This is a genomic window from Enterobacter cloacae complex sp. P16RS2 (assembly GCF_014982155.1).
Classification (GTDB): Bacteria; Pseudomonadota; Gammaproteobacteria; order Enterobacterales; family Enterobacteriaceae; genus Enterobacter; species Enterobacter cloacae_M.
Genome location: NZ_JADCKW010000028.1, coordinates 117,440 through 140,295, shown reverse-complemented (window position 1 = coordinate 140,295; position 22,856 = coordinate 117,440). Strand labels below are relative to the sequence as shown.

At 57.9% G+C, this 22,856-nt stretch carries 20 protein-coding genes; 6 read left to right on the top strand and 14 right to left on the bottom strand.

Translation table 11 applies throughout. From position 1 onward, the window contains the following. Positions 1-81: 81 nt before the first annotated feature. On the bottom strand, positions 82-1,191 hold the full coding sequence (apbC, locus tag INF68_RS17880; RefSeq protein WP_109845307.1) for an iron-sulfur cluster carrier protein ApbC: 1,110 nt from the start codon (positions 1,189-1,191) through the stop codon (positions 82-84). Between the two features lie 137 nt (positions 1,192-1,328). On the opposite strand from apbC, the gene metG reads away from it, so the two are divergent. Next, a complete protein-coding gene (metG, locus tag INF68_RS17875) occupies positions 1,329-3,362 on the top strand; it encodes a methionine--tRNA ligase (protein WP_032658904.1) in 2,034 nt (677 codons plus the stop codon). A 105-nt stretch (positions 3,363-3,467) separates the two neighbouring features. Here the strand turns inward: metG and INF68_RS17870 are convergent, their stop codons facing one another. From INF68_RS17870 to INF68_RS17860, 3 genes are read right to left on the bottom strand one after another with little or no spacing between them, the layout of a single operon-like run. Continuing rightward, positions 3,468-3,938 carry a DUF1456 family protein gene (locus INF68_RS17870; RefSeq protein WP_023312442.1) on the bottom strand — a complete coding sequence of 157 codons (471 nt, stop codon included), beginning with the start codon at positions 3,936-3,938 and terminating at the stop codon, positions 3,468-3,470. Positions 3,939-3,984: 46 nt separating this feature from the next. Then, the gene (btsR, locus tag INF68_RS17865; protein WP_023312443.1) at positions 3,985-4,704 is read right to left on the bottom strand and encodes a two-component system response regulator BtsR; all 720 of its coding nucleotides are present in this window, start codon (positions 4,702-4,704) and stop codon (positions 3,985-3,987) included. After that, positions 4,698-6,383 carry a sensor histidine kinase gene (locus tag INF68_RS17860; protein ID WP_126786738.1) on the bottom strand — a complete coding sequence of 562 codons (1,686 nt, stop codon included), beginning with the start codon at positions 6,381-6,383 and terminating at the stop codon, positions 4,698-4,700. The genes btsR and INF68_RS17860 overlap by 7 nt, the downstream gene beginning before the upstream one ends. Positions 6,384-6,600: 217 nt before the next feature. Here INF68_RS17860 and mlrA point away from each other — a divergent pair, with 217 nt between their 5' ends. Then, positions 6,601-7,341: an HTH-type transcriptional regulator MlrA gene (mlrA, locus tag INF68_RS17855; protein ID WP_033146010.1), complete on the top strand. Its 741-nt coding sequence runs from the start codon at positions 6,601-6,603 to the stop codon at positions 7,339-7,341. A 69-nt stretch (positions 7,342-7,410) separates the two neighbouring features. Further along, the gene (locus INF68_RS17850) at positions 7,411-7,524 is read left to right on the top strand and encodes a protein YohO (RefSeq protein ID WP_008500895.1); all 114 of its coding nucleotides are present in this window, start codon (positions 7,411-7,413) and stop codon (positions 7,522-7,524) included. On the opposite strand, the gene INF68_RS17845 is transcribed toward INF68_RS17850, so the two are convergent. The 5 genes from INF68_RS17845 to bglX form a co-directional block, all read right to left on the bottom strand. Beyond that, positions 7,499-8,236 (bottom strand): ABC transporter permease, encoded by a 738-nt coding sequence (locus INF68_RS17845; RefSeq protein ID WP_109845313.1) that lies wholly within the window; start codon positions 8,234-8,236, stop codon positions 7,499-7,501. The two genes, INF68_RS17850 and INF68_RS17845, sit on opposite strands and share 26 nt — an antisense overlap. Beyond that, positions 8,220-9,170, bottom strand: coding sequence for an ABC transporter ATP-binding protein (locus tag INF68_RS17840; protein WP_109845314.1), 951 nt, complete (start codon positions 9,168-9,170; stop codon positions 8,220-8,222). The genes INF68_RS17845 and INF68_RS17840 overlap by 17 nt, the downstream gene beginning before the upstream one ends. Further along, complete coding sequence (locus INF68_RS17835; RefSeq protein WP_126786737.1) at positions 9,163-10,320, bottom strand: ABC transporter permease; 1,158 nt, start codon at positions 10,318-10,320, stop codon at positions 9,163-9,165. Before INF68_RS17835 ends, INF68_RS17840 begins: the two co-directional genes overlap by 8 nt. Before the next feature lie 12 nt (positions 10,321-10,332). Next, entirely contained in the window at positions 10,333-11,250 is a 918-nt protein-coding gene (locus INF68_RS17830; RefSeq protein WP_126786736.1) for an ABC transporter substrate-binding protein, read from the bottom strand. Between the two features lie 147 nt (positions 11,251-11,397). Then, positions 11,398-13,695 (bottom strand): beta-glucosidase BglX, encoded by a 2,298-nt coding sequence (gene bglX / locus INF68_RS17825; protein ID WP_126786735.1) that lies wholly within the window; start codon positions 13,693-13,695, stop codon positions 11,398-11,400. A gap of 189 nt (positions 13,696-13,884) precedes the next feature. Between bglX and dld the strand changes: the two genes are divergently transcribed. Both dld and INF68_RS17815 read left to right on the top strand, forming a co-directional pair. After that, a complete protein-coding gene (dld, locus tag INF68_RS17820) occupies positions 13,885-15,633 on the top strand; it encodes a D-lactate dehydrogenase (RefSeq protein WP_126786734.1) in 1,749 nt (582 codons plus the stop codon). 112 nt (positions 15,634-15,745) lie between these two features. After that, positions 15,746-16,300, top strand: a complete 555-nt coding sequence (locus INF68_RS17815; RefSeq protein ID WP_047647278.1) for a GNAT family N-acetyltransferase — start codon at positions 15,746-15,748, stop codon at positions 16,298-16,300. Between the two features lie 94 nt (positions 16,301-16,394). Here INF68_RS17815 and pbpG read toward each other — a convergent pair whose 3' ends face one another. Both pbpG and INF68_RS17805 read right to left on the bottom strand, forming a co-directional pair. Then, complete coding sequence (gene pbpG, locus INF68_RS17810) at positions 16,395-17,318, bottom strand: D-alanyl-D-alanine endopeptidase (protein WP_023312453.1); 924 nt, start codon at positions 17,316-17,318, stop codon at positions 16,395-16,397. A 167-nt stretch (positions 17,319-17,485) separates the two neighbouring features. After that, positions 17,486-18,073: a Yip1 family protein gene (locus INF68_RS17805; protein ID WP_023312454.1), complete on the bottom strand. Its 588-nt coding sequence runs from the start codon at positions 18,071-18,073 to the stop codon at positions 17,486-17,488. Between the two features lie 157 nt (positions 18,074-18,230). Here INF68_RS17805 and INF68_RS17800 point away from each other — a divergent pair, with 157 nt between their 5' ends. Continuing rightward, positions 18,231-18,803 (top strand): DedA family protein, encoded by a 573-nt coding sequence (locus tag INF68_RS17800; protein WP_032658928.1) that lies wholly within the window; start codon positions 18,231-18,233, stop codon positions 18,801-18,803. 87 nt (positions 18,804-18,890) lie between these two features. On the opposite strand, the gene INF68_RS17795 is transcribed toward INF68_RS17800, so the two are convergent. The 3 genes from INF68_RS17795 to INF68_RS17785 form a co-directional block, all read right to left on the bottom strand. Further along, positions 18,891-19,655: an SDR family oxidoreductase gene (locus tag INF68_RS17795; protein ID WP_023312456.1), complete on the bottom strand. Its 765-nt coding sequence runs from the start codon at positions 19,653-19,655 to the stop codon at positions 18,891-18,893. A gap of 50 nt (positions 19,656-19,705) precedes the next feature. Next, positions 19,706-21,124, bottom strand: coding sequence for a multidrug resistance outer membrane protein MdtQ (mdtQ, locus tag INF68_RS17790; protein ID WP_052206754.1), 1,419 nt, complete (start codon positions 21,122-21,124; stop codon positions 19,706-19,708). Between the two features lie 326 nt (positions 21,125-21,450). Then, entirely contained in the window at positions 21,451-22,845 is a 1,395-nt protein-coding gene (locus INF68_RS17785) for a glycoside hydrolase family 1 protein (protein ID WP_109845319.1), read from the bottom strand. Positions 22,846-22,856 lie beyond the last annotated feature (11 nt).

Sequence of the window (22,856 nt, the reverse complement as noted above, 5' to 3'; positions counted from 1 at the left end):
TTCGCCTTACCCGACCTACGTGATAGTGCCAGTTGTAGGCCAGGTAAGCGAAGCGCCACCCGGCAATTCAACGCGAAGGCGTTACACCGCGCGGAACGCGATTTCGCCCGGGATCACTTCGCCCTGCCAGTAAAGCTGCGCCGCAACGCGACCCGCCAGCTGACGATACATCTCTGCAAATTCGCTGTCCGGGCGGCTGACCACCGTCGGCTTTCCGCTGTCCAGATCTTCACGGAGGGTAATGTGCAGCGGCATCTGCCCCAGCAGCTGGGTGTGATACTTCGCTGCCAGTTTTTCTGCACCACCCGTACCGAAGATAGGTTCGTGGTGACCGCAGTTGCTGCAAATGTGCATGCTCATGTTCTCGACGATACCGAGCACCGGCACTTCCACCTTCTCGAACATCACGATGCCTTTTTTAGCGTCGATCAGCGCAATATCCTGCGGCGTAGTCACGACAACCGCCCCCGTGACCGGAATGTTCTGCGCCAGCGTCAGCTGAATGTCACCGGTGCCCGGCGGCATGTCCAGCACCAGATAATCCAGATCCGGCCACATCGTCTCCTGCAGCATCTGCAGCAGCGCTTTGCTGGCCATCGGGCCGCGCCAGACCATGGCGTTATCGTCGGTCACCAGGTAACCGATCGAGTTGGTCGCCAGACCGTGAGCCATAATTGGCGCCATGTGGGTTCCGTCCGGCGAGGTTGGGCGCTGGTTTTCCGCGCCCAGCATGTTCGGAATAGACGGACCGTAGATATCGGCATCCAGAATACCGACCTTTGCCCCTTCCGCTGCCAACGCCAGCGCCAGGTTAACGGCGGTAGAAGATTTCCCTACCCCGCCCTTGCCCGAGCTGACGGCAATGATATTTTTCACGCCGTTCACGCCAGGCTGGTTTTTCACGCGCTTCAGCGTGGCGATGCTGTGGCTCAGCTTCCAGTCGATCGCCTTCGCACCGGTAATGCGCAGCAGCTCAGAGCTGGTCTGCTCTTTCAGCGCATCAAAGGCGCTGGTCCAGACGAACGGCATCTGCAGCTCAATGTGCAGGGTATCGTCCAGCCAGGCAACGTGGTGTAACGCTTTCAGCGTAGTGAGATTGTGCTTCAGGGTTGGATGCTGAAAGTTAGCCAGCGTCCCGGCGACCATTGCTCGTAAGGCTTCCGGTGATTTGGCCTGGGATTGAGAACTCATCCCGACTCCTTTGTTCTTGTGAATAAGACCTTAGATGAACAAGTTTACCTGAAAGGCCGTGGTTTGTGCTTACTTAATAATGCCCCTTTTGGTAATATCAAAAACCCTTTTCACAGTTAAAAGAAGTAATGCCTACTATGACTCAAGTCGCGAAGAAAATTCTGGTAACGTGCGCACTGCCGTACGCCAACGGCTCAATCCACCTCGGCCACATGCTGGAGCATATCCAGGCTGATGTCTGGGTCCGTTACCAGCGAATGCGCGGCCACGAGGTTAACTTCATCTGTGCGGACGATGCTCACGGCACGCCGATCATGCTGAAAGCGCAGCAGCTGGGGATTTCCCCGGAGCAGATGATTGCCGAAATGAGTCAGGAGCATCAGACCGATTTTGCTGGCTTTGACATCAGCTATGACAACTATCACTCCACGCACAGCGACGAAAACCGCGAGCTGTCGGAGCTGATCTACACCCGTCTGAAAGAGAACGGTTTTATCAAAAACCGCACCATCTCTCAGCTGTACGATCCCGAAAAAGGCATGTTCCTGCCGGACCGTTTCGTCAAAGGCACCTGTCCGAAATGTAAATCCCCGGACCAGTACGGCGATAACTGCGAAGTGTGCGGCGCAACCTACAGCCCGACCGAGCTTATCGAGCCGAAATCCGTGGTATCCGGCGCCACGCCTGTGATGCGTGACTCCGAGCACTTCTTCTTCGACCTGCCGTCCTTCAGCGAAATGCTGCAGGCGTGGACCCGCAGCGGCGCGCTGCAGGAGCAGGTGGCGAACAAAATGCAGGAGTGGTTCGAATCCGGCCTGCAGCAGTGGGATATCTCCCGCGATGCGCCGTACTTCGGCTTTGAAATCCCGAACGCGCCGGGCAAATACTTCTACGTCTGGCTGGACGCGCCAATCGGCTACATGGGCTCCTTCAAGAACCTGTGCGACAAGCGTGGCGACACCGTCAGCTTCGACGAATACTGGAAGAAAGATTCCACGGCAGAGCTGTATCACTTTATCGGTAAAGACATCGTTTATTTCCACAGCCTGTTCTGGCCGGCGATGCTGGAAGGCAGCAACTTCCGCAAGCCAACCAACCTGTTCGTACACGGCTACGTGACGGTGAACGGCGCCAAGATGTCCAAGTCTCGCGGGACGTTCATTAAGGCCAGCACCTGGCTGAACCACTTCGACGCGGACAGCCTGCGCTACTACTACACCGCTAAGCTCTCTTCCCGCATCGACGACATCGACCTGAACCTGGAAGATTTCGTGCAGCGAGTGAACGCGGACATTGTCAACAAGGTGGTGAACCTGGCCTCCCGTAACGCGGGCTTTATCGCCAAGCGTTTTGACGGCGTGATGGCGGCTGAACTGGCTGATCCTGCCCTGTATAAAACCTTTACCGACGCGGCAGCCACCATTGGCGACGCGTGGGAAACCCGTGAGTTCGGCAAAGCGGTGCGCGAAATCATGGCCCTGGCTGACCTGGCGAACCGCTATGTCGACGAGCAGGCACCGTGGGTTGTCGCGAAACAGGAAGGCCGCGATGCCGACCTGCAGGCCATCTGCTCCATGGGCATCAACCTGTTCCGCGTGCTGATGACGTACCTGAAGCCGGTTCTGCCTCAGCTGGCAGCCCGTGCTGAAGCGTTCCTGAACACCGAACTGACCTGGGATGCCATGGCGCAGCCGCTGCTCGGCCACAAGGTGAACACCTTCAAGGCGCTGTACAACCGCATCGAGATGAAGCAGGTTGAAGCTCTGGTGGAAGCGTCCAAAGAAGAGGTGAAGGCGGCTGCGGCACCGGTTACCGGCCCGCTGGCGGACGATCCGATTCAGGAGACCATTACCTTTGACGATTTCGCCAAAGTCGACCTGCGCGTGGCGCTGATCGAAAACGCGGAATTCGTGGAAGGTTCTGACAAGCTGCTGCGCCTGACGCTGGATCTGGGCGGCGAGAAGCGTAACGTCTTCTCCGGCATCCGTTCAGCCTACCCGGACCCGCAGGTGCTGATCGGTCGTCAGACCGTGATGGTGGCGAACCTGGCGCCGCGCAAAATGCGCTTCGGCATCTCTGAAGGGATGGTGATGGCCGCAGGCCCTGGCGGGAAAGATATCTTCCTGTTAAGCCCTGATGAAGGCGCAAAGCCTGGGCAGCAGGTGAAATAACAAAAAAGCCGGAGATTCTCTCCGGCTTTTTTTTGCCCGGCGCTACGCTTGCACGGGCCTACGGGTTTTGTAGGCCGGGTAAGGCGAAGCCGCCACCCGGCTAAATCACGCTTTCGGGTGATGCACCCGGTGGGTCAGCCCGCGCAGGAAATTACGCAGGAACTGGTCGCCGCACTCGCGGTAGTTTTTGTGGTCCGGCGCGCGCATCATGGCGGTCACTTCCGGCACGGATACGCGGTATTTTTGCTCGGTCATGATCGCCACAATATCGTCCGTTTTCAGCGAGAACGCGATGCGCAGCTTTTTCAGCACCGTGTTGTTGTTCACGCGACGCTCCAGCGCCAGCTCCGGCGCGGCCGGATCTTTGCCACGCTTATCGTAAATCAGACCGTTCAGGAAACCCGACAGAATAATGTCCGGGCAGCGAACGAAGCCCTCTTCGTCTTCTTTGGTCATCCAGGTATCGAAACCTGCAGATGTGGATTCCATGTCCGACAGCGCAAGAATGCGCACCATGTCGTTATTGTTTGCTTTCAGGGTGTAGCGCAGGCTACGAAGAATGTCGTTACTTAGCATAGAGCCTTCGAATGTCGATGATGCAATGGCGCGCAGTGTACCAGTTTTACAGCCCAATCGCCTCTTTCAAACTCTTGAGATAGCGACGGCTGACGGGTACCGTTTGCCCGGCACGCAGCACCAGCTCGGCCTGGCCGTTATCTTCCAGGCGAATCTCTTTCAGGTGCGCCATGTTCACCAGATACTGGCGATGGCAGCGGATCAGCGGCGTGCGGCTCTCCAGCGTGCGCAGGGTCAGCTCGGTAAATCCTTCATTCCCTTCCGCGCTGGTGACAAACACCCCGCTCAGGCGGCTGCTGACAAACGCCACATCATCCATTTGCAGAAGATAAATCCGGCTGTGCCCGGTGCAGGGGATAAACTTCAGCGGCTGCTGGTTTTCCGGCAGCAGCGTGACGTCCTGTACGGTTCGCTCCTGGCGTAAACGGGTGAGCGTTTTTTCCAGACGCTTCTCTTCAATCGGCTTGAGTAAATAGTCAAACGCGTGCTCCTCAAAGGCCTTAACGGCATATTCGTCGAACGCCGTCAGAAACACGATATAGGGGCGATGCGCCGGGTCGAGCATGCCGACCATCTCCAGCCCGCTAATGCGGGGCATCTGAATATCGAGGAACAGCACGTCCGGGCGCAGCTTGTGCACCGCGCCGATGGCCTCAATGGCGTTCGCGCACTCACCCACAATCTCAATATCAGGCTGCTCCTGCAGCAGAACGCGCAGGTTTTCTCGTGCCAGCGGCTCGTCATCCACGATCAGCACTCTTAACATGCGTTTTCCTCCAGCGGCAGTCGTACGGTAATACGGGTAAATCGGTCTGGCTCACAGGCGACGGTAATCCCACAGTCGTCGCCAAAATGGGCGCGCAGGCGTTTATCCACCAGGCTCATCCCCAAACCGCCGGAGGCGGAAGGCTGATAAAGCCCGGCATTATCTTCAATATCCAGCACCAGATGGTGGTTGAAACGGCTGGCGGCAATGGTTATCTCCCCCGTTCCCAGAAGCTGTGACGTGCCGTGTTTAATGGCGTTTTCGACAATAGGCTGCAGGGTAAAGGCCGGGAGATGCTGATACGCCAGCTCGTCCGGAACGGAGAGCGACACCTGCAGGCGCGACTGGAAACGCGCCTGCTCGATCTGCAGATACGCATTCACGTGCTCAATCTCATCGGCGAGGGTCACGATCTCGGACGGCCGTTTCAGGTTCTTGCGGAAAAAGGTCGACAGAAACTGCACCAGTTGGGCGGCCTGATCGCTGTCGCGGCGGATCACCGCTTTAAGCGTGTTGAGGGCGTTGAACAGGAAATGCGGATTGACCTGCGCATGTAGCAGCTTAATCTCCGACTGCGTCAGCAGGGCTTTCTGCCGCTCATACTGCCCGGCGAGGATTTGCGCGGACAGCAGCTGGGCGATCCCCTCCCCCAGCGTGCGGTTGATGGAGCTGAACAGACGGTTTTTCGCCTCATACAGCTTGATGGTGCCCATCACCCGCTGATTCTCGCCGCGAAGCGGAATCACCAGCGTGGAGCCCAGCTTGCACTGGGGATGCAGCGAACAGCGGTAAGGCACTTCGTTACCGTCGGCATACACCACCTCGCCGGTTTCGATGGCGCGCAGCGTATAGGCTGAGGAGATCGGCTTGCCCGGCAGATGGTGATCGTCGCCCGTACCGGTAAAGGCCAGCAGCTTTTCCCGATCGGTTATCGCCACCGCGCCGATATCCAGCTCCTTGTAGAGCACCTGGGCCACCTTCATGCTGTTCTCTTCGTTGAACCCCTGGCGCAGGATCCCTTCCGTCGAGGCGGCAACCTTCAGCGCCGTGGCGGAAAAGGCCGAGGTGTACTTCTCAAACATGGCGCGCTTGTCGAGCAGGATGCGCATAAACAGCGCCGCGCCCACGGTATTGGTCACCATCATCGGAGCGGCAATGCTGCTGACCAGGTGCAGCGCATCCTCAAACGGACGGGCAATCAGCAGAATGATCGCCATCTGCGCCATTTCGGCCACAAAGGTAATGGCACCGGCGGTGAGCGGGCTGAAGACTTTATCCGGGCGACCGCGCTTGATCATATAGCTGTGCACCAGGCCGCCGAGAAGCCCTTCAACGATCGTGGAGATCATACAGCTCAGCGCCGTCATCCCGCCCATGGAATAGCGATGCAGCCCCCCGGTTAAACCGACAAGCCCCCCGACGACGGGACCGCCGAGCAGCCCGCCCATCACCGCGCCGATAGCGCGCGTATTGGCAATAGAGTCTTCGATATGAAGACCAAACCAGGTCCCCATAATGCAGAATATGGAAAATACGACGTAGCAGAGGAATTTGTGCGGCAGACGGACGGTGACCTGCATCAGCGGGATAAACAGGCGCGTTTTGCTCATCAGCCAGGCTATGACCAGAAACACGCACATCTGCTGAAGCAACAGCAGCACCAGGTTAAACTCGTACATACTCAAAACCGCACACGCTAAAAACGCGTAACATACACTGATGCGGGTTTACTTTCTTTGAAGCATCCCAAAAAAGCGCAAAATCGTGTCCGTTATCACACCTTTTTCTGAATATCGCGCATGCTTCGCATTGTTTGTTCAAAAATCAATCAATCCTTCCTGGTTCGTCAAAGTGGGTCTACAGTTAAGCTGGGAACGCGTAAGCCAGGGGGCGAATATGGCGCTTTACACGATAGGTGAAGTGGCACTCCTTTGTGATATCAATCCCGTTACCCTACGGGCGTGGCAGCGACGGTATGGATTGCTTAAACCGCAGAGGACCGACGGTGGGCATCGCCTTTTCAATGAGGCCGATATCGACCGCATCCGCGAAATTAAAAGCTGGATCGACAACGGAGTGCAGGTCGGCAAAGTGAAGTCCCTGCTGAGCCATGATGACCCGGACACGCAACACCTCTGGCGCGAACAACAGGAAACATTGTTGAGACTCCTCCAGGCGGGCAATCTTCAGCGCCTGCGCGCATGGATAAAAGAGCAGGGCCGCGACTATCCGGCACAGACGCTGATCAGCCATCTTTTCATTCCGCTCCGTCGACGTCTTCAGTGCCAGCAGTCCACCCTACAGGCGCTGCTCAGCATGCTCGACGGGGTGCTGATCAACTACATTGCCGTCTGCCTTGCCTCAGCGAAGAACAAAGCCGGAAAAGATGCGCTGGTTGTCGGCTGGAACGTGCACGATACCACCCGCCTGTGGCTGGAAGCGTGGATTGCGACCCAGAAGGGCTGGCGCGTGGATGTCCTGGCGCACTCGCTGGCGCAGCTTAAGCCCGAGTTTTTCGACGGCCAGACCCTGCTGGTCTGGTGTGGGGAAGTGCCCTCCGCCACGCAGCAGCAGCTGCTGACGGAATGGCGTGAGAATGGTTACCCGGTCTATTCCCTTGGCCCGGATGAGCCATAACGGCATTTAATGGTTCATTAACAGCTGCGCTTCACCGTATAATTGTTCCGTTAACAACAGGAGCACATGATGAAGGCAACCAAACTGGCCATTATTACCCTTTTTGTCCTGATGGCCGTGAGCGGTATTGGCGGCGTGATGCTGGCAGGATACTCGTTTATTGTTCGCGGCGGTGTCGGCTGAGGTACAGCGCCAGCCGCTCAAAAAGGCGATCGACGACGATTGCCGCCAGCGCGACCAGCACCGCCCCCTGCACGATATAAGCCGTATTAAACCCGCTCAGGCCGATAATAATCGGCGTTCCCAGCGTATTGGCACCGACCGTAGACGCAATGGTCGCCGTCCCGATGTTAATAATCACCGACGTGCGGATCCCGGCAATGATAACCGGCGCCGCAAGCGGCAGTTCAACCTTGCGCAGCCGCTGACCGCGACTCATCCCCATCCCTTCTGCCACGCTCAGCACTGACGCCGGTACCGCCGCGAGGCCCGCCAGCGTGCCCTGCAGCACCGGCAATACGCCGTATAAAATCAGCGCAATAATGGCCGGCTGCTGACCAAAGCCCATCACCGGAACCGCTATCGCCAGCACCGCCACCGGGGGAAACGTCTGGCCAATCGCCGCTATCGTCTCCACCAGCGGACGAAACTCCTTGCCCGCAGGCCGCGTGACCGCGATGCCTGCCCCTACCCCCAACACAATCGCGATGGCGCTTGAGAGCGCCACCAGCCAGAGATGCGCCAGAGCGAGATTAATAAAGCTCTCCTGCTGATAGACCGGCCGCGGCAGCCCCGGAAAAAGAGCGTTAAACAGCGCCGCGCTGTGGGGCATCAGAAACAGTAAGGCGACAAAGAGCGCTACCAGCCAGAGGAGCGGATCACGCAGTGCCTTCACGCGTCACCTCCCCGGCCAGCAGATCGCGAAAATGTAAGGTTCCGCACGGCATCCCGCGCGAGTCCGAGACGGGCAATACCTCGCACTGGCGCGCGACAAACGCCGAGAGGGCATCCCGCAGGCTCATCTGCGCCTGCAGCGGTTCGCCGCTGACCGGCACCTCCTCCCGACGCATATAGTCGCTGACCGTCCGCAGGGAGAGCAGCCTCACGCCCAGCTCGCTGCGTCCAAAAAACTCGCGCACAAAGTCGTTCTTCGGCCATGTTAATAGCTCAAGCGGCGAGCCCTGCTGCACCACTTCGCCATGATCCATCAGCACCAGATGGTCGGCCAGGCGCAGAGCTTCATCAATATCGTGCGTCACGAGAACGATCGTGCGCCCGAGAATGCGGTGAATGCGGGTCATCTCCGCCTGCAGCGCCCCGCGCGTGACCGGATCCAGCGCGCCGAAGGGTTCATCCATCAACAGCACTTGCGGGTTAGCCGCCAGCGCGCGCGCCACGCCCACGCGCTGCTGCTGGCCTCCGGAAAGCTGGTGCGGATAGCGATCGCGCAGCGCGGGCTCCAGCCCCAGGAGCGACATGAGTTCATCCACCCGGTCAGCGATTTTTGCCCGCGACCATTTCTCCAGCTGCAGCACGGTGGCGATGTTCTGCGCCACCGTCCAGTGGGGAAACAGGCCGATAGACTGAATGGCATAGCCCATCCGGCGACGCAGCTCCAGCACCGGCAGGCTGCGGATCTCTTCTCCGGCAAAGCGGATCACCCCGCTGTCATGCTCAACCAGGCGGTTGATCATCTTCAGAGTGGTGGATTTTCCCGAACCCGAGGTGCCAATCAGCACGGAAAACGCCCCCTCGGCAAAGTTCAGGTTCAGATGGCTCGCCGCCGGGCGACCGGCAAAGGTTTTACTGACATCATGAAATTCAATCATTGGCTCTTCTCCTGAGCAGCGCGAGCCATAAGGCAAACAGCGCGTCGACGACAACCGCCAGCGCAATCGTGGGCACCACGCCCAGCAACACAAGATCGAGGGCACTGCTGAGCAGCCCCTGGAACACCAGCGCGCCAAAGCCGCCCGCACCAATCAGCGCCGCAATCACCGCCATGCCGACGGTTTGTACCGCCACCACCCGCAGGCTGCGCAGCAGCAGGGGCAGCGCCAGGGGGAGCTGAATTTTCCAGAAACACTGCCGCGCGCTCATCCCCATCGCATGGGCGCTTTCAAGCACATCCGGCGCGACCTGGCTCAGGCCCGCGACCACGCCGCGCACCAGCGGCAGCAGCGCATACAGCACCAGCGCGATAAGCGCGGGCGTTAACCCCGTTCCGGCTATGCCAAGCGTTCCCAGCACCGGAAATGACTTCACCAGCCCCGCCAGCGGGGCAATCAGCAGACCAAACAGCGCGACGGAAGGTATGGTCTGGATCACGTTGAGTACGGCAAAGATCCCACCCTGGCGTGAAGGATGACGATAGCACCACATGCCGAGCGGTATCCCGATCAGCAGAGCCGGGATCAGCGTGCCAAAAAGGATCGTCAGGTGTTGCGCTAGGGCATCATCAAACACTTCCTGACGGTTGGCGTACTCTTTCAGCAACGAAAGATTGTTCAGCTCACCGCTGAACAGCAGGAACAAGGGAATACACCATATCTGCGCGTTGAGCACCCAGCGCCAGACGGCGCTGGAGATGAGTCGACGAATGGCATCGCTGCTGGCCAGCAGACACAGCGCCAGCCACAGCCAGAGGCCGCTGCCCACCGTGGTTCTCGCCAGCGGGCTTTCCGCCGAAGCCATATGCGTCGCCGCCTGCCCGGCTCCCCAGAAGAGGAGGATAAACAGCCCTTCTGCGAGGAGCAGCGTCAGCCACTGCGCCGTGCGCCCTTGCCAGAGCGATAGCGCAACCCACGCGCCCAGCGCCGCGGCCAGCCACCACGGCGTGAACGCCCACACTTCCCAGAGATAGCGCCCTTCCCCTGACATCAGGCGGTTAGGTGCGACATTCACAAACGGCAGCGCGACCGCGGCGATGGCCACGCAGGCCAGCAGCAGCAGTACGCGGTTATGACATTTAATTGGCACAGCCCTTTCCCGTTACTTCACAAGCCCTTGTTGTTTCAGGAAGTCGGCGGCCACTTTTTTGGCATCCAGCCCCTCGACGGCAATGCTGGCATTCAGCTGTTGCAGCGTTTTTTCATCCAGTTTTTCGAAGACCGGTTTGAGCCATTCTGCAATCTCCGGATAGGCTTTCAGCACCGACTCACGTACGACCGGGGTCGGAGCGTAAATCGGCTGTACGCCTTTTGGATCGGTCAGGGTTTGCAGGCCGAGCGCCGCCACCGGGCCGTCGGTGCCGTAGGCCATTGCCGCGTTAACGCCGGAAGTTTGCTGCGCCGCCGCCTTGATGGTTACCGCCGTATCCCCGCCCGCCAGCGAGAGCAGCTGCGCCTGGTCGAGCTTGAAGTCGTAGGCTTTTTCAAACGCCGGGAGCGCGTCAGGACGCTCGATAAACTCCGCGGACGCTGCCAGCTTAAAGTCGCCCTTCTCTTTCAGATAGCGGCTGAGATCCGCCAGAGACGTCAGCTTACCTTTCTCCGCCACGTCCTTGCGAACGGCGATAGTCCAGGTGTTGTTGGCCGGGGCCGGCGTCAGCCAGACCAGCTTGTTCTGCTCCGCGTCGAGTTTTTTGACTTTCTCATACCCGGCTTTGGCGTTTTTCCATGCCGGATCGTTTTCATCTTTGAAGAAGAATGCCCCGTTGCCGGTGTATTCCGGATAGATATCCAGCTCGCCGGAGGTAATCGCCCCGCGCACGACGGGCGTGGTGCCCAGCTGAACTTTATTGACGGTTTTCACGCCGTGGCTTTCCAGCACCTGCAAAATAATATTGCCGAGCAGCGCGCCTTCGGTATCGATCTTTGAGCCCACTTTTACCGGCTCCGCCGCCTGTAACGGCAGGCTTATCGCAGCCAGCAGCACCGCAGATCCCAACATCCCCTTTGCAATCGTCATTCCGCTATCCTCATTTTTTTATCGCCTTTTTCAGAGGCTTGAGAGAAAAGCGTAGCTTAAAACAGCGGATTTACCCGGCAAAATGCCTTTTTAGCATAAGGTAAGACGCCTCCCCCGCAGGACGGGGGGAGGCAAAGGAGGGAAAGGTTACAGCAGCTCGAACTCGCCTTTATTCACGCGGGCGGAGTCCACGCCGATAAAGACGTTAAATTTGCCCGGTTCCGCATCATATTTCATCTGCTGGTTCCAGAACTTCAGCGCCTCCACGTCAATCGGGAAGCTGATGGTTTGGGTTTCGCCAGGCTTCAGATTGACCTTCTCGAAGCCGCGCAGCTGTTTAACAGGACGGCTCATCGACGCGGTGACATCCTGAACGTACATCTGAATCACCGTTGCCCCTTCACGCTTGCCGGTGTTGGTCACCTCAACGCTGGCGGTAACTTTGCCGTCACGCTTCAGGCTCGGCGACGACATTTTGACGTCAGAAACCTTAAAGGTGGTGTAGCTCAGGCCGTAACCAAACGGATACAGCGGGCCGTTAGCTTCGTCGAAGTAACGAGAGGTGTACTTGTTCGGCTTGTCGGCGTTGTACGGGCGACCGGTATTCAGGTGGCTGTAGTAGACCGGGATCTGCCCGACGGAGCGCGGGAAGGACATCGGCAGCTTGCCTGACGGGTTGTAATCGCCAAACAGCACGTCGGCGATGGCGTTACCGCCTTCGGTACCGGCGAACCAGGTTTCCAGGATGGCGTCAGCCTGCTGGTCTTCTTTCACCAGCGCCAGCGGACGACCGTTCATCAGCACCAGCACCAGCGGCTTGCCGGTGGCTTTCAGGGCGGCGATCAGATCGCGCTGGCTCTGCGGAATGGTGATATCGGTCCGGCTGGAGGCCTCGTGCGCCATACCCTGCGCTTCCCCCACGACCGCGACAACGACGTCAGACTGCTTCGCGACGTTCACCGCCTCGTCAATCATCTCTTTCGGCGTGCGCGGATCGACCTTGACCGCTTCCTCATACTGGTTGAGGAAGGTCACGATGTCTTTATCGTTGGTGACGTTCGCCCCTTTGGCGTAAACCACTTTGGCGTTTTCACCGACGGCACTCTTGATACCGGTCAGCACGGTCACGGACTGGTCAGCAACGCCCGCGGCAGACCAGCTGCCCATCACGTCGCGCTTGCTGTCGGCCAGCGGGCCCACTACGGCAATGGTGCCGGATTTTTTCAGCGGCAGCGTGTCGAGGCGGTTTTTCAGCAGCACCAGGCTTTCGCGCGCCACGTCACGCGCTTCTTTGCGGTGCAGGCGGCTTTCGGCGTTGGTATCTGCCGGGTCAGAATCCTTCGGTCCCAGATGGCTGTACGGATCGTTAAACAGCCCCATGTCGTATTTCACGTTCAGCACGTGGCGCGCGGCATCGTCCAGCTCCGCCATCGTTACCTTGCCGCTCTTCACCAGCCCCGGCAGGTATTTGCTGTAGTACTCGTCGCTCATGCTCATGTTGATGCCGGACTTGAGCGCTACGCGCACCGCGTCTTCCGGATCGGAGGCGGTACCGTGTTTAATCAGCTCTTTAATCGCGCCGTGGTCAGAAACGGTGATGCCCTTAAAGCCCCACTGGTCGCGCAGCACGTCTTTCAGCAGCCAGGAGTCAGAGGTCGCAGGCGTGCCGTTCAGCGAGTTCAGCGCGACCATCACCGCGCCGCTGCCCGCATCCAGCCCCGTCTTGTACGGCGGCATGTAGTCGTTGAACAGGCGCTGCGGGCTCATGTCGACGGTGTTGTACTCTTTGCCGCCTTCGACTGCGCCATAGGCCGCGAAGTGTTTGACGCTGGTCATCACCGAGTAGCGATCCGCCGGGCTTTTGCCCTGCATCGCTTCCACCATGGTTTTACCCATCGTGGAGGTTAAATACGTGTCTTCACCAAAGCCTTCCGAGCCGCGGCCCCAGCGCGGATCGCGCGAGACGTCCACCATTGGCGCCCAGGTCATGTTCAGGCCGTCGTCCGCCGCTTCATAAGCCGACACGCGCCCGACGGTTTTCACCGCGTCGAGGTTAAAGGAAGAAGCTAAACCGAGGCTAATCGGGAAAACGGTACGCTGGCCGTGCACCACGTCATAGGCAAAGAACAGAGGAATTTTCAGGCGGCTGAGATCCATCACCTGATCCTGCATCTTGCGGATATCCTGGCGGGTGACGGTATTAAAGATGGCCCCTACCTGCCCGTCTTTGATCATCTCGCGGATGGCCTCTTTCGGGTTATCCGGACCGACGCTGATAAGACGCAGCTGGCCGATTTTCTCATCAACCGTCATTTTCTTGAGCAATTCCGTGACAAACGCGTCCCGTGCTTCAGGCGTGAGCGGGTGATTACCAAACAAATCCTCTGCCAGCGCAGGTTGCAGCGCCAGGCTGACGGCGACACCTACAGAACATAGCCATTTCATGTCGTTTTACTCTCTCATCAATAACCGCCGGACGATCTCGGCCATACCGTGCGAAAAGCGCAGTGTGCCACAAACCCTCGAAACGTTGCAGGGTTATTCTCTGATTTTTCTCGTGAATACTCGACCGCTTAACAGTTAATCGCGCTATGCTTTACAGCGAGAAATTTGCCCCACCACAAGGAGTGGAAGATGTCTTCTGTTCGAACAAACGATAACACGGCTTTTATTAACGAACTGTCGCGCCTGGTTGGCTCCTCTCACCTGCTTACCGACCCGGCCAAAACCGCCCGCTACCGCAAAGGTTTCCGCTCCGGTCAGGGTGAGGCGCTGGCGGTGGTCTTCCCCGGCACGCTGCTGGAGCTGTGGCGCGTGCTGAGCGCCTGCGTCGCCGCCGACAAGATTATTTTAATGCAGGCCGCCAATACCGGCCTGACCGAAGGCTCCACGCCGAACGGCAACGATTACGATCGCGACATCGTGATTATCAGCACCCTGCGCCTCGACAAGCTGCACCTGCTGGATAAAGGCGAGCAGGTCCTCGCGTTCCCCGGCACGACGCTCTACTCCCTGGAAAAAGCGCTTAAGCCGCTGGGCCGTGAGCCGCACTCGGTGATTGGCTCGTCCTGCATTGGCGCATCGGTGGTCGGTGGGATCTGCAACAACTCCGGCGGCTCGCTGGTACAGCGCGGCCCGGCCTACACCGAGATGTCGCTGTTTGCCCGTATTGATAAAAACGGCAAGCTGACGCTGGTGAACCACCTGGGAATCGATCTCGGCGCGACGCCGGAACAGATCCTCAGCAAGCTCGACGACGATCGCGTGAAGGACGAAGACGTGCAGCACGACGGTCGTCATGCGCACGATCACGACTACGTCACCCGAGTGCGGGATATCGACGCCGATACGCCGGCGCGCTACAACGCCGACCCGGACCGCCTGTTTGAATCCTCCGGCTGCGCCGGGAAGCTGGCCGTTTTTGCCGTGCGTCTGGATACCTTCCCGGCGGAGAAAAAGCAGCAGGTGTTTTACATTGGTACCAATCAGCCTGAGGTTCTGACCGAAATTCGTCGTCATATTCTGGGCGAATTCACCCATCTGCCGGTGGCGGGCGAGTACATGCACCGGGACATTTACGACATCGCCGAGCGTTACGGCAAAGATACGTTCCTGATGATCGACAAGCTCGGCACCGACAAAATGCCGTTCTTCTTCACCATGAAGGGCCGCACCGACGCGATGCTGGAGAAAGTGTCGCTGTTCAAACCCCACTTCACCGACCGCTTTATGCAGAAGCTGGGCAACGTTTTCCCGGCGCATCTGCCGGAGCGAATGAAAACCTGGCGCGATAAGTACGAGCATCACCTGCTGCTGAAAATGGCCGGGGACGGAATTGCCGAAGCGCAGGGCTGGCTGACCGAATTTTTCAAATCCGCCGAAGGGGATTTCTTTGCCTGTACGCCTGAAGAGGGCAGCAAAGCCTTCCTGCACCGTTTTGCCGCCGCAGGCGCCGCCATCCGTTATCAGGCGGTGCATTCCGAAGAGGTGGAAGATATTCTGGCGCTGGATATCGCCCTGCGACGTAACGACACCGAGTGGTTTGAGCACCTCCCGCCGGAAATCGACAGCAAGCTGGTGCATAAGCTCTATTACGGCCACTTTATGTGTTATGTCTTCCATCAGGATTACATCGTCAAAAAAGGGGTCGATGCGCACGAACTGAAGGAGCAGATGCTCGCCCTGCTGCGTGAACGCGGCGCACAATATCCTGCGGAACATAACGTCGGGCATCTTTATAAAGCCCCTGACGCACTTAAGCAGTTTTATCGCGAGAATGACCCTACAAACAGCATGAATCCCGGCATTGGTAAAACAACGCGGAAGAAATACTGGAAAGAAGAGGCAGATGTGGAGCAGCGCGTAACGCAAGCGTCTGATTAATTCCTACAGCCAAATTTGAGAGATTGTTTAGCGTGCCTTAATCGTAATAGAGTGACGCTCTGACGCCGGAGGAACGTTTCTCCGGCATTCTATAACGAGGAGCAGGCACATCATGTCGGCTATTGATGTTTTATCCGAGACCGAACTGGAAGTGCGCGATGCCCTTCCCGATGATGTGCATGCCATCGCCGCCATCTATGCCTGGCATGTGCTGCACGGGCGCGCGTCATTTGAAGAAGTCCCCCCTACCATCGACGAAATGCGTCAGCGTATGAAAAGCGTGGCTGAGAGCGGTTTGCCGTGGCTTATCGCGCTGTATCGCGGCATCGTGGTGGGCTACTGCTACGCCACGCCTTACCGCCCGCGACACGCCTACCGCTATACCCTGGAAGAGTCGATTTACGTGGATGCCAGCATCACCGGGCGCGGTTTTGGTTCGGCATTAATGGATGCGCTAATCGCCCGCTGCGAGCAAGGCCCGTGGCGGCAGATGATTGCCGTTGTGGGAGATGGCAACAATAATTCCGGCTCGCTGCGGCTGCATAAAAAACATGGCTTCGTGATTGTCGGTCAGCTGCGCAGCGTGGGCTATAAGAAAGGTGACTGGCGGGATACGGTGATTATGCAGCGCTCGCTCAACGATGGGGACTGGACGCTGCCGGAATAAACGCAAAACGGTAACCTGGGTTACCGTTTTTAGTGTTTTCTCCCTCTCCCCGTGGGAGAGGGTCGGGGTGAGGGCATCAGCACGCACAAACGACTCAGTCGTTCTGCGCCGTCGCCATCTGTTCCGCTTTCTGCTTTTTATACGTCAATGCTGCGGCCGGAACGGGCTGCACTTTCCCGGTTTCAATCCAGGTACGCAGGCGGCTCGCGTCCGCGAAGTGGGTATATTTGCCGAAGGCATCCATCACCACCAGCGCCACCGGTTTACCGTTAAACACGGTGCGCATCACCAGGCAGTGTCCTGCCGCGTTGGTAAAGCCGGTTTTCGTTAGCTGAATATTCCAGTTATCCCGGTAAACCAGATGGTTAGTATTGCGGAACGGCAGCGTATAGGCCGGGTTCGCAAAGGTCGCCATCTCTTCACGGGTGGTGCTGAGCTGACCAATCAGCGGATACTGTTTGCTGGCAATCAGCAGTTTCGTCAGATCGCGGGCCGTGGAGACGTTGTTGATCGACAGACCCGTCGGTTCAACATAATGCGTATTGGTCATCCCCAGCGCTTTGGCTTTTGCGTTCATCGCGCGGATAAAGGCGTCATAGCCGCCCGGATAGTGGTGCGCCAGACTCGCCGCCGCACGGTTTTCAGACGACATCAGCGCCAGCAGCAGCATATTTTTACGGCTGATTTCACTGTTCAGACGCACGCGGGAGTAGATCCCCTTCATCTCCGGCGTGTGGCTGATATCCACTTTCAATTTTTCGTCCAGCGGCAGATGTGCATCAAGCACCACCATCGCGGTCATTAATTTGGTAATCGAGGCGATGGGGCGCACCAGGTCCGGATGGCTGGCGTAGATCACTTTATTGGTGTTGAGATCGACAATCATCGCGCTGCCGGACGCAATTTGCGGCTGAGCGGCGGCGGCGGTCACCGCAGGTGTTTTAGCGACGGCCGGCACGGCAGCGGACGCGCCCAGCAGCAGCGCCAGGCTAAGTAAAGAGACTCGGAATTTCAGCATGGTGAGACTTCTGATAATTATTCACGCACGTCATGACGTACACCGCCTGTATCAACGGATAAACACAGGCTGGCTTCGGCATCATAGCGGTCACCGGGCGTTGTCGCCAGCGGATAATCGTGAACAGATGCTGCATTGCTGGCATTTACGCCAGCAATGCAGTGAACTCAGAAGAGACGGTATCCGTAACCCCAAAGAATAACCGTCAGCGCCAGTAGCGCCTCCAGCACCAGCACCCCAATAGCGAGTGTTGAACTGGAAAAACTCAGGCCTTCTTCTTTATTGATATTCAGGAAGGTTGGAACCCCCAGATACAGCAGATACCCGGTGTAAAAGAGGGCAATAGTACCGATCAGCGCGCACAGCCAGACCAGTGGATAGAGCGCAACAATACCGCTTAAGAACAGCGGGGTCGCGACATATCCGGCAAAGACCATACAGTGCGCCAGCGATGGACGTTGCGGGTAGTTACGCGCCATCCAGTGAATGACGCGCCCCATTACCGCCACACCCGCCAGCATCAGGCCATAAAAAACGATGGCCAGATAGAGCCCGGTAAACCAGGAAAGCTGAACCACGGTGCCATCACCGAAGTTCCAGCCGATTTGTGTTGTTCCGATAAAGGCGCATATTACCGGCACCGCAGCCATCAGCAGCACATGGTGCGTGTAATGATGCGAGACCGTTTCGTTCTCACTTTTAATGACATGCATTTCACGATCGGGATGGGAGAAAAGTCCCCAGACATGGTTCATAGCGCCCCCTTGTTGTCGGCCCGTCAGCGATACCTTAAGTATAATGCAGGCTTTAGATTATTTTCTGTACAGTGGGAAATTTCCGTTGATTTCCCCGCTGTTGATTCATGAGGTATATGATTAAACGAGGTAAGCAGAGGGAGATAACATTCACGTAATGGATATTAACGCACTCATTGAACAATATGGATATGCCGCGCTGGTCGTCGGTAGCGTGGCAGAGGGTGAAACCATCACGCTGTTAGGCGGCGTCGCCGCGCATCAGGGATTGCTGAAATTCCCGCTGGTCGTCGCAGCGGTCGCGCTCGGTGGAATGATTGGCGATCAGCTGCTCTACTTTCTCGGGCTGCGCTTCGGGCCCACGCTGCTTAAGCGTTTCGCAAAGCATCAGAAGAAAATCCGTCGCGCTCAACGGCTCATTCAACGTCATCCCTATCTGTTCGTCATCGGCACGCGCTTTATGTATGGCTTTCGCATTATCGGGCCGATACTGATTGGCGCCAGCCATCTGCCGCCAAAAATTTTCCTGCCGCTCAATGTTCTTGGTGCGATTGCCTGGGCGCTGATCTTTACGACGCTCGGCTACGTAGGGGGCGAAGTGATTGGCCCGTGGCTGCATAATCTCGACCAGCACCTGAAGCACTGGGCGTGGCTGATTCTGGTGGTGGTGGCGGTGATTGGGGTCAGGCTGTGGCTGAAGCATCGGGAAAAGACGCGGGATGAGGAGTAGCCGGGTGCGGCCTGATGCCCTCACCCTAACCCTCTCCCACAGGGAGAGGGAACTAAAAACACCCTCTCTCACAGGGAGAGGGGAAAACTACCCCTCCGGCTTAAACTGCGGGTTCGCCAGCATAAAGCCCCCGTCGACAATAAACGATTGCCCCGTCGTGTAGCTGGCGTCGCTGTCGCACAGCCATGCCACCAGGCTGGCAATCTCTTTGGTGTGGCCCGGTCTTGCCAGCGGGATTTCCGGCATTGAACCCTCCTTCACTTCACTGTCGTCCATGTCGTTCATCGGTGTGGCAATGGCGCCCGGCGCGACGGCGTTCACCAGAATGTTGTGCTTAACCAGTTCCATCGCCATGGATTTGGTTAACCCGCCGAGCGCGTGTTTTGCCGCCGTGTAGGCGCTCGCCTCCGGCAGCGGCGTGTGCTCATGCACCGAAGTAATGTTCACAATCCGCCCCCCTTCCCCTTGCTTCACCATCTGTCGGGCGGCAATCTGCGAACAGAGAAACGCGCCGTCCACGTCGACGGTGAAAATGTTCCGCCAGTCGTCAAACGGCATCTCAAGGAACGGCGCTTTGGTCATCGCACCCGCATTGTTAACCAGCACGTCCAGCCGACCAAAACGCGCAATCAGCGTTTCAATGCCCTCTGCGCCTTCCGGCAGCGTGCTTAAATCAAGATGGATAGCCTCTGCGCGCTGCCCCTGCGCTTCAACTTCGCGGCAGGTTTCCAGCGCCCCTTTTTCATCCGAGTGCCAGGTGACGCCAATATCAAACCCGCGCTCTGCGAGCATCAGCGCCGTGGTTTTACCAATCCCGGAATCCGATGCGGTCACTATCGCTACTCTGGTCATACTCACCTCCTGAGAAACTGCAAAGAGGTAAGTATAGATAATGACCTTTTTTAGCCATGATGATAGCCACCGCCCAGCGCCGAGGTGAGCTGCAGCGTGGCGTCGACATACTGGCCTTTCAGCAACAATCCGGCGAGGTCTTCCCTGAGGGCCGGGATCCTGGCTTCACTGACCCGCGAGCCCGCAACGATCCCCGCGCTGAAACGCGCCTGAGCCAGCGCCACAACGCGCGCCGCATCTTTTTCGACCTGCTGCTGATGGCGGTTCTTCGCCGTCAGCGTTTCGACTTCGCTGGCCGTGCGCGCCACCTGATTGACCGCTTCGACCACCGCTTTGTTGTAGTTCGCGACCGAGAGATTGTTCTGCGCCTGGGCGATATCCAGGCTGGCGTTCAGCCTGCCGCTGTCGAAGATCGGCAGCGTCAGCCCGGCGGTCACGCCCATCTGCTGCGCTGAAGCGCGAAACAGATCGCTCAGATGGAGGGCATCCTGCTGTAGGAACGCCATCAGGTTCACGTCAGGATAGAAAGCCGCTCTGGCGGCCTCCACCTCGCTCATAGAGGCTTCGATATACCAGTGCGCCTCCTGAAGATCCGGACGGCGTGCCAGCAGTTCATAACCGAGCGTCGGCGGTAGCGCGGCGTCGACCGTCGGCAGCGCATGCCGCGTAAGCGTCACGGAGGAAGAATTCGTCAGCGCGACCAGACGCGCCTCGACGGCTTTCATCTTCCCGTTGACTTCTGCCAGCTGTTCTTCGGTTTTGTTGGCGTCGATATCGGTTTCCACCCCTTCCACGGAGGAGGTGATCCCGTGCTGATACAGTTCGCGATCGGCACCAATGATGTTGTCCTGCTCATGTTTGATCTGCGCGAGAACCTCCCCCGCGGCGGCCTGAGTTTGCCACTCCCAGTAGAGCCGCGCCACGCTGCTGGCCAGCAGCTGGCGGGTTTGCTCCAGCTCCGCTTTTTGCGCATTCACTTTGCCAATCCGGGCCTCGACCCGGGCGCGGTTTTTTCCCCACAGATCGAGCTCCCAGCCTGCGGTCAGGCCAAAGGTGCCGTTGGTATACCACGGCCCGGTGGTGCCTGCAGCCGGGTCGGTAAGGGCAAAAGGCCCCATCAGCCCTTCGGCGGACATTTTCTGGCGTTCTGCATCGGCGGAAAAATCAATCTGCGGACCGTCAGCGGCCATTGCGGCTTTGGCCTGGGCTTCGGCAAGCGTAATGCGCTGGCGGGCAATCTGCATATCCGGCGCATCGCTCAACGCTTTCGCAATCAGCCCGTTAAGCTGGGGATCGTTATACGCTTTCCACCACTCATTCTTCGGCCAGTCCTGATGATTCAGAACCGTATTCACTGACGCCGCAGCGGTTTGCGTTTTAAGGGGAGATACCGTGGCATGTTCAGGCGCACAGGCTGCCAGAATAAAAGCGAAGGGAGCACTCAGAGATAAAATAAGAGAACGTTTCATTACGCCATACACTCAAAAAATAAAGGCGCACGTTACGCTCGATATCGTTCATTTTTTTAGTAACGCGTGGCAATCCGCAAATTGTCATACATTTTAATACGCGGAAATGTATTCCCAAAAAGAATGATCAAATCCAATGCATTCACGCCAAATATAAATACGCTGCTACACTTATTCAGGACATACATGAGCGGGAGAAAGGAATGAAAATATTACTGTGGGTTATTTTAATTATATTTCTGATAGGGCTCTTAGTGGTCACCGGCGTATTCAAGATGATTTTCTGATCTATTTGCCCGGCTCTGCGCCGGGCAACGTTCCTGATATCAGACTTTCAGCGAAGCCCCTTTCGTCGCAATAACCTCTTTATACCAGTAGAAACTTTTCTTACGGCTGCGCGCCAGCGTGCCCTTTCCGCTGTCATCGCGATCGACGTAAATAAAGCCGTAGCGCTTAGAGAGTTCAGCTTTAGACGCGCTCACCAGGTCGATTGGCCCCCAGCTGGTATAGCCCATCACCTCAACGCCGTCTTCAATCGCTTCACGCACCTGCACCAGGTGGTCGTTAAGGTAGCTGATGCGATAGTCATCCTGCACCACGCCGTTCGCATCCGGTTTATCCTTCGCCCCCAGGCCATTTTCCACGATAAACAACGGCTTCTGATAGCGATCCCAGAGCACGTTTAACAGGGTACGCAGGCCGATGGGGTCAATCTGCCAGCCCCATTCGGAACTTGCCAGATGCGGGTTAGGCACCATGCTCAGGATGTTGCCGCGCGCCTGCTGGTTGAGGGCCTCATCCGCGGTGACGCAGCCCGTCATGTAGTAGCTGAAGGAGATAAAATCGACGGTCGATTTCAGCGCCTCGCGGTCGGCATCCGTTACCTCAAGCTGAATACCGTTGTCGCGGAAGAAGCGCTGCATATACCCCGGATAGGCGCCACGGCACTGCACGTCGCCAAAGAATTGCCACGCGCGGTTTTCCTGCAGCGTCTCCAGAACATCTTCCGGTTTGCAGGTCAGCGGGTACATCAGGCCGCCCAGCAGCATGTTGCCGATTCTGGCATCCGGGATAATCTCGTGGCAGGCCTTCACGGCCAGCGCGCTGGCCACCAGCTGATGGTGGATCGCCTGATACACCTCCCCTTTACTGCTGGTTTCCGGCAGGCCCACGCCGGTCATGGGCGCGTGCAGAGACATATTGATCTCGTTGAAGGTCAGCCAGAGCTTCACCTTCTCCTTGTAGCGCGCAAACACGGTGCGGGCGTAGCGCTCGAAGAACCCAATGGTCTGGCGGCTGCCCCACCCGCCGTACTGCTTCACCAGCCCCCACGGCATTTCGTAATGCGAGAGCGTCACCAGCGGGGTAATGCTGTGCGCGGCCAGCTCGTCAAACAGCCGGTCGTAAAACGCCAGCCCCGCTTCGTTAGGCTGCTGCTCGTCGCCGTTCGGAAAAATACGGGTCCAGGCAATGGAGACGCGCAGGCAGCTAAAGCCCATCTCAGTGAACAGTTTGATGTCTTCCGGGTAGCGGTGATAGAAGTCGATGGCGACGTCCTTGATGCCGCTGTCGCCCGCCACGCGCTCAACCACCGGGCCGAAGACCCCCTGCGGCTGAACGTCTGAGGTGGACAGCCCTTTCCCCTCCTCCAGATACGCGCCTTCTACCTGATTCGCGGCAACCGCGCCGCCCCATAAAAAATCGTCCGGGAAAGTTTTCATCACGTTCTCCT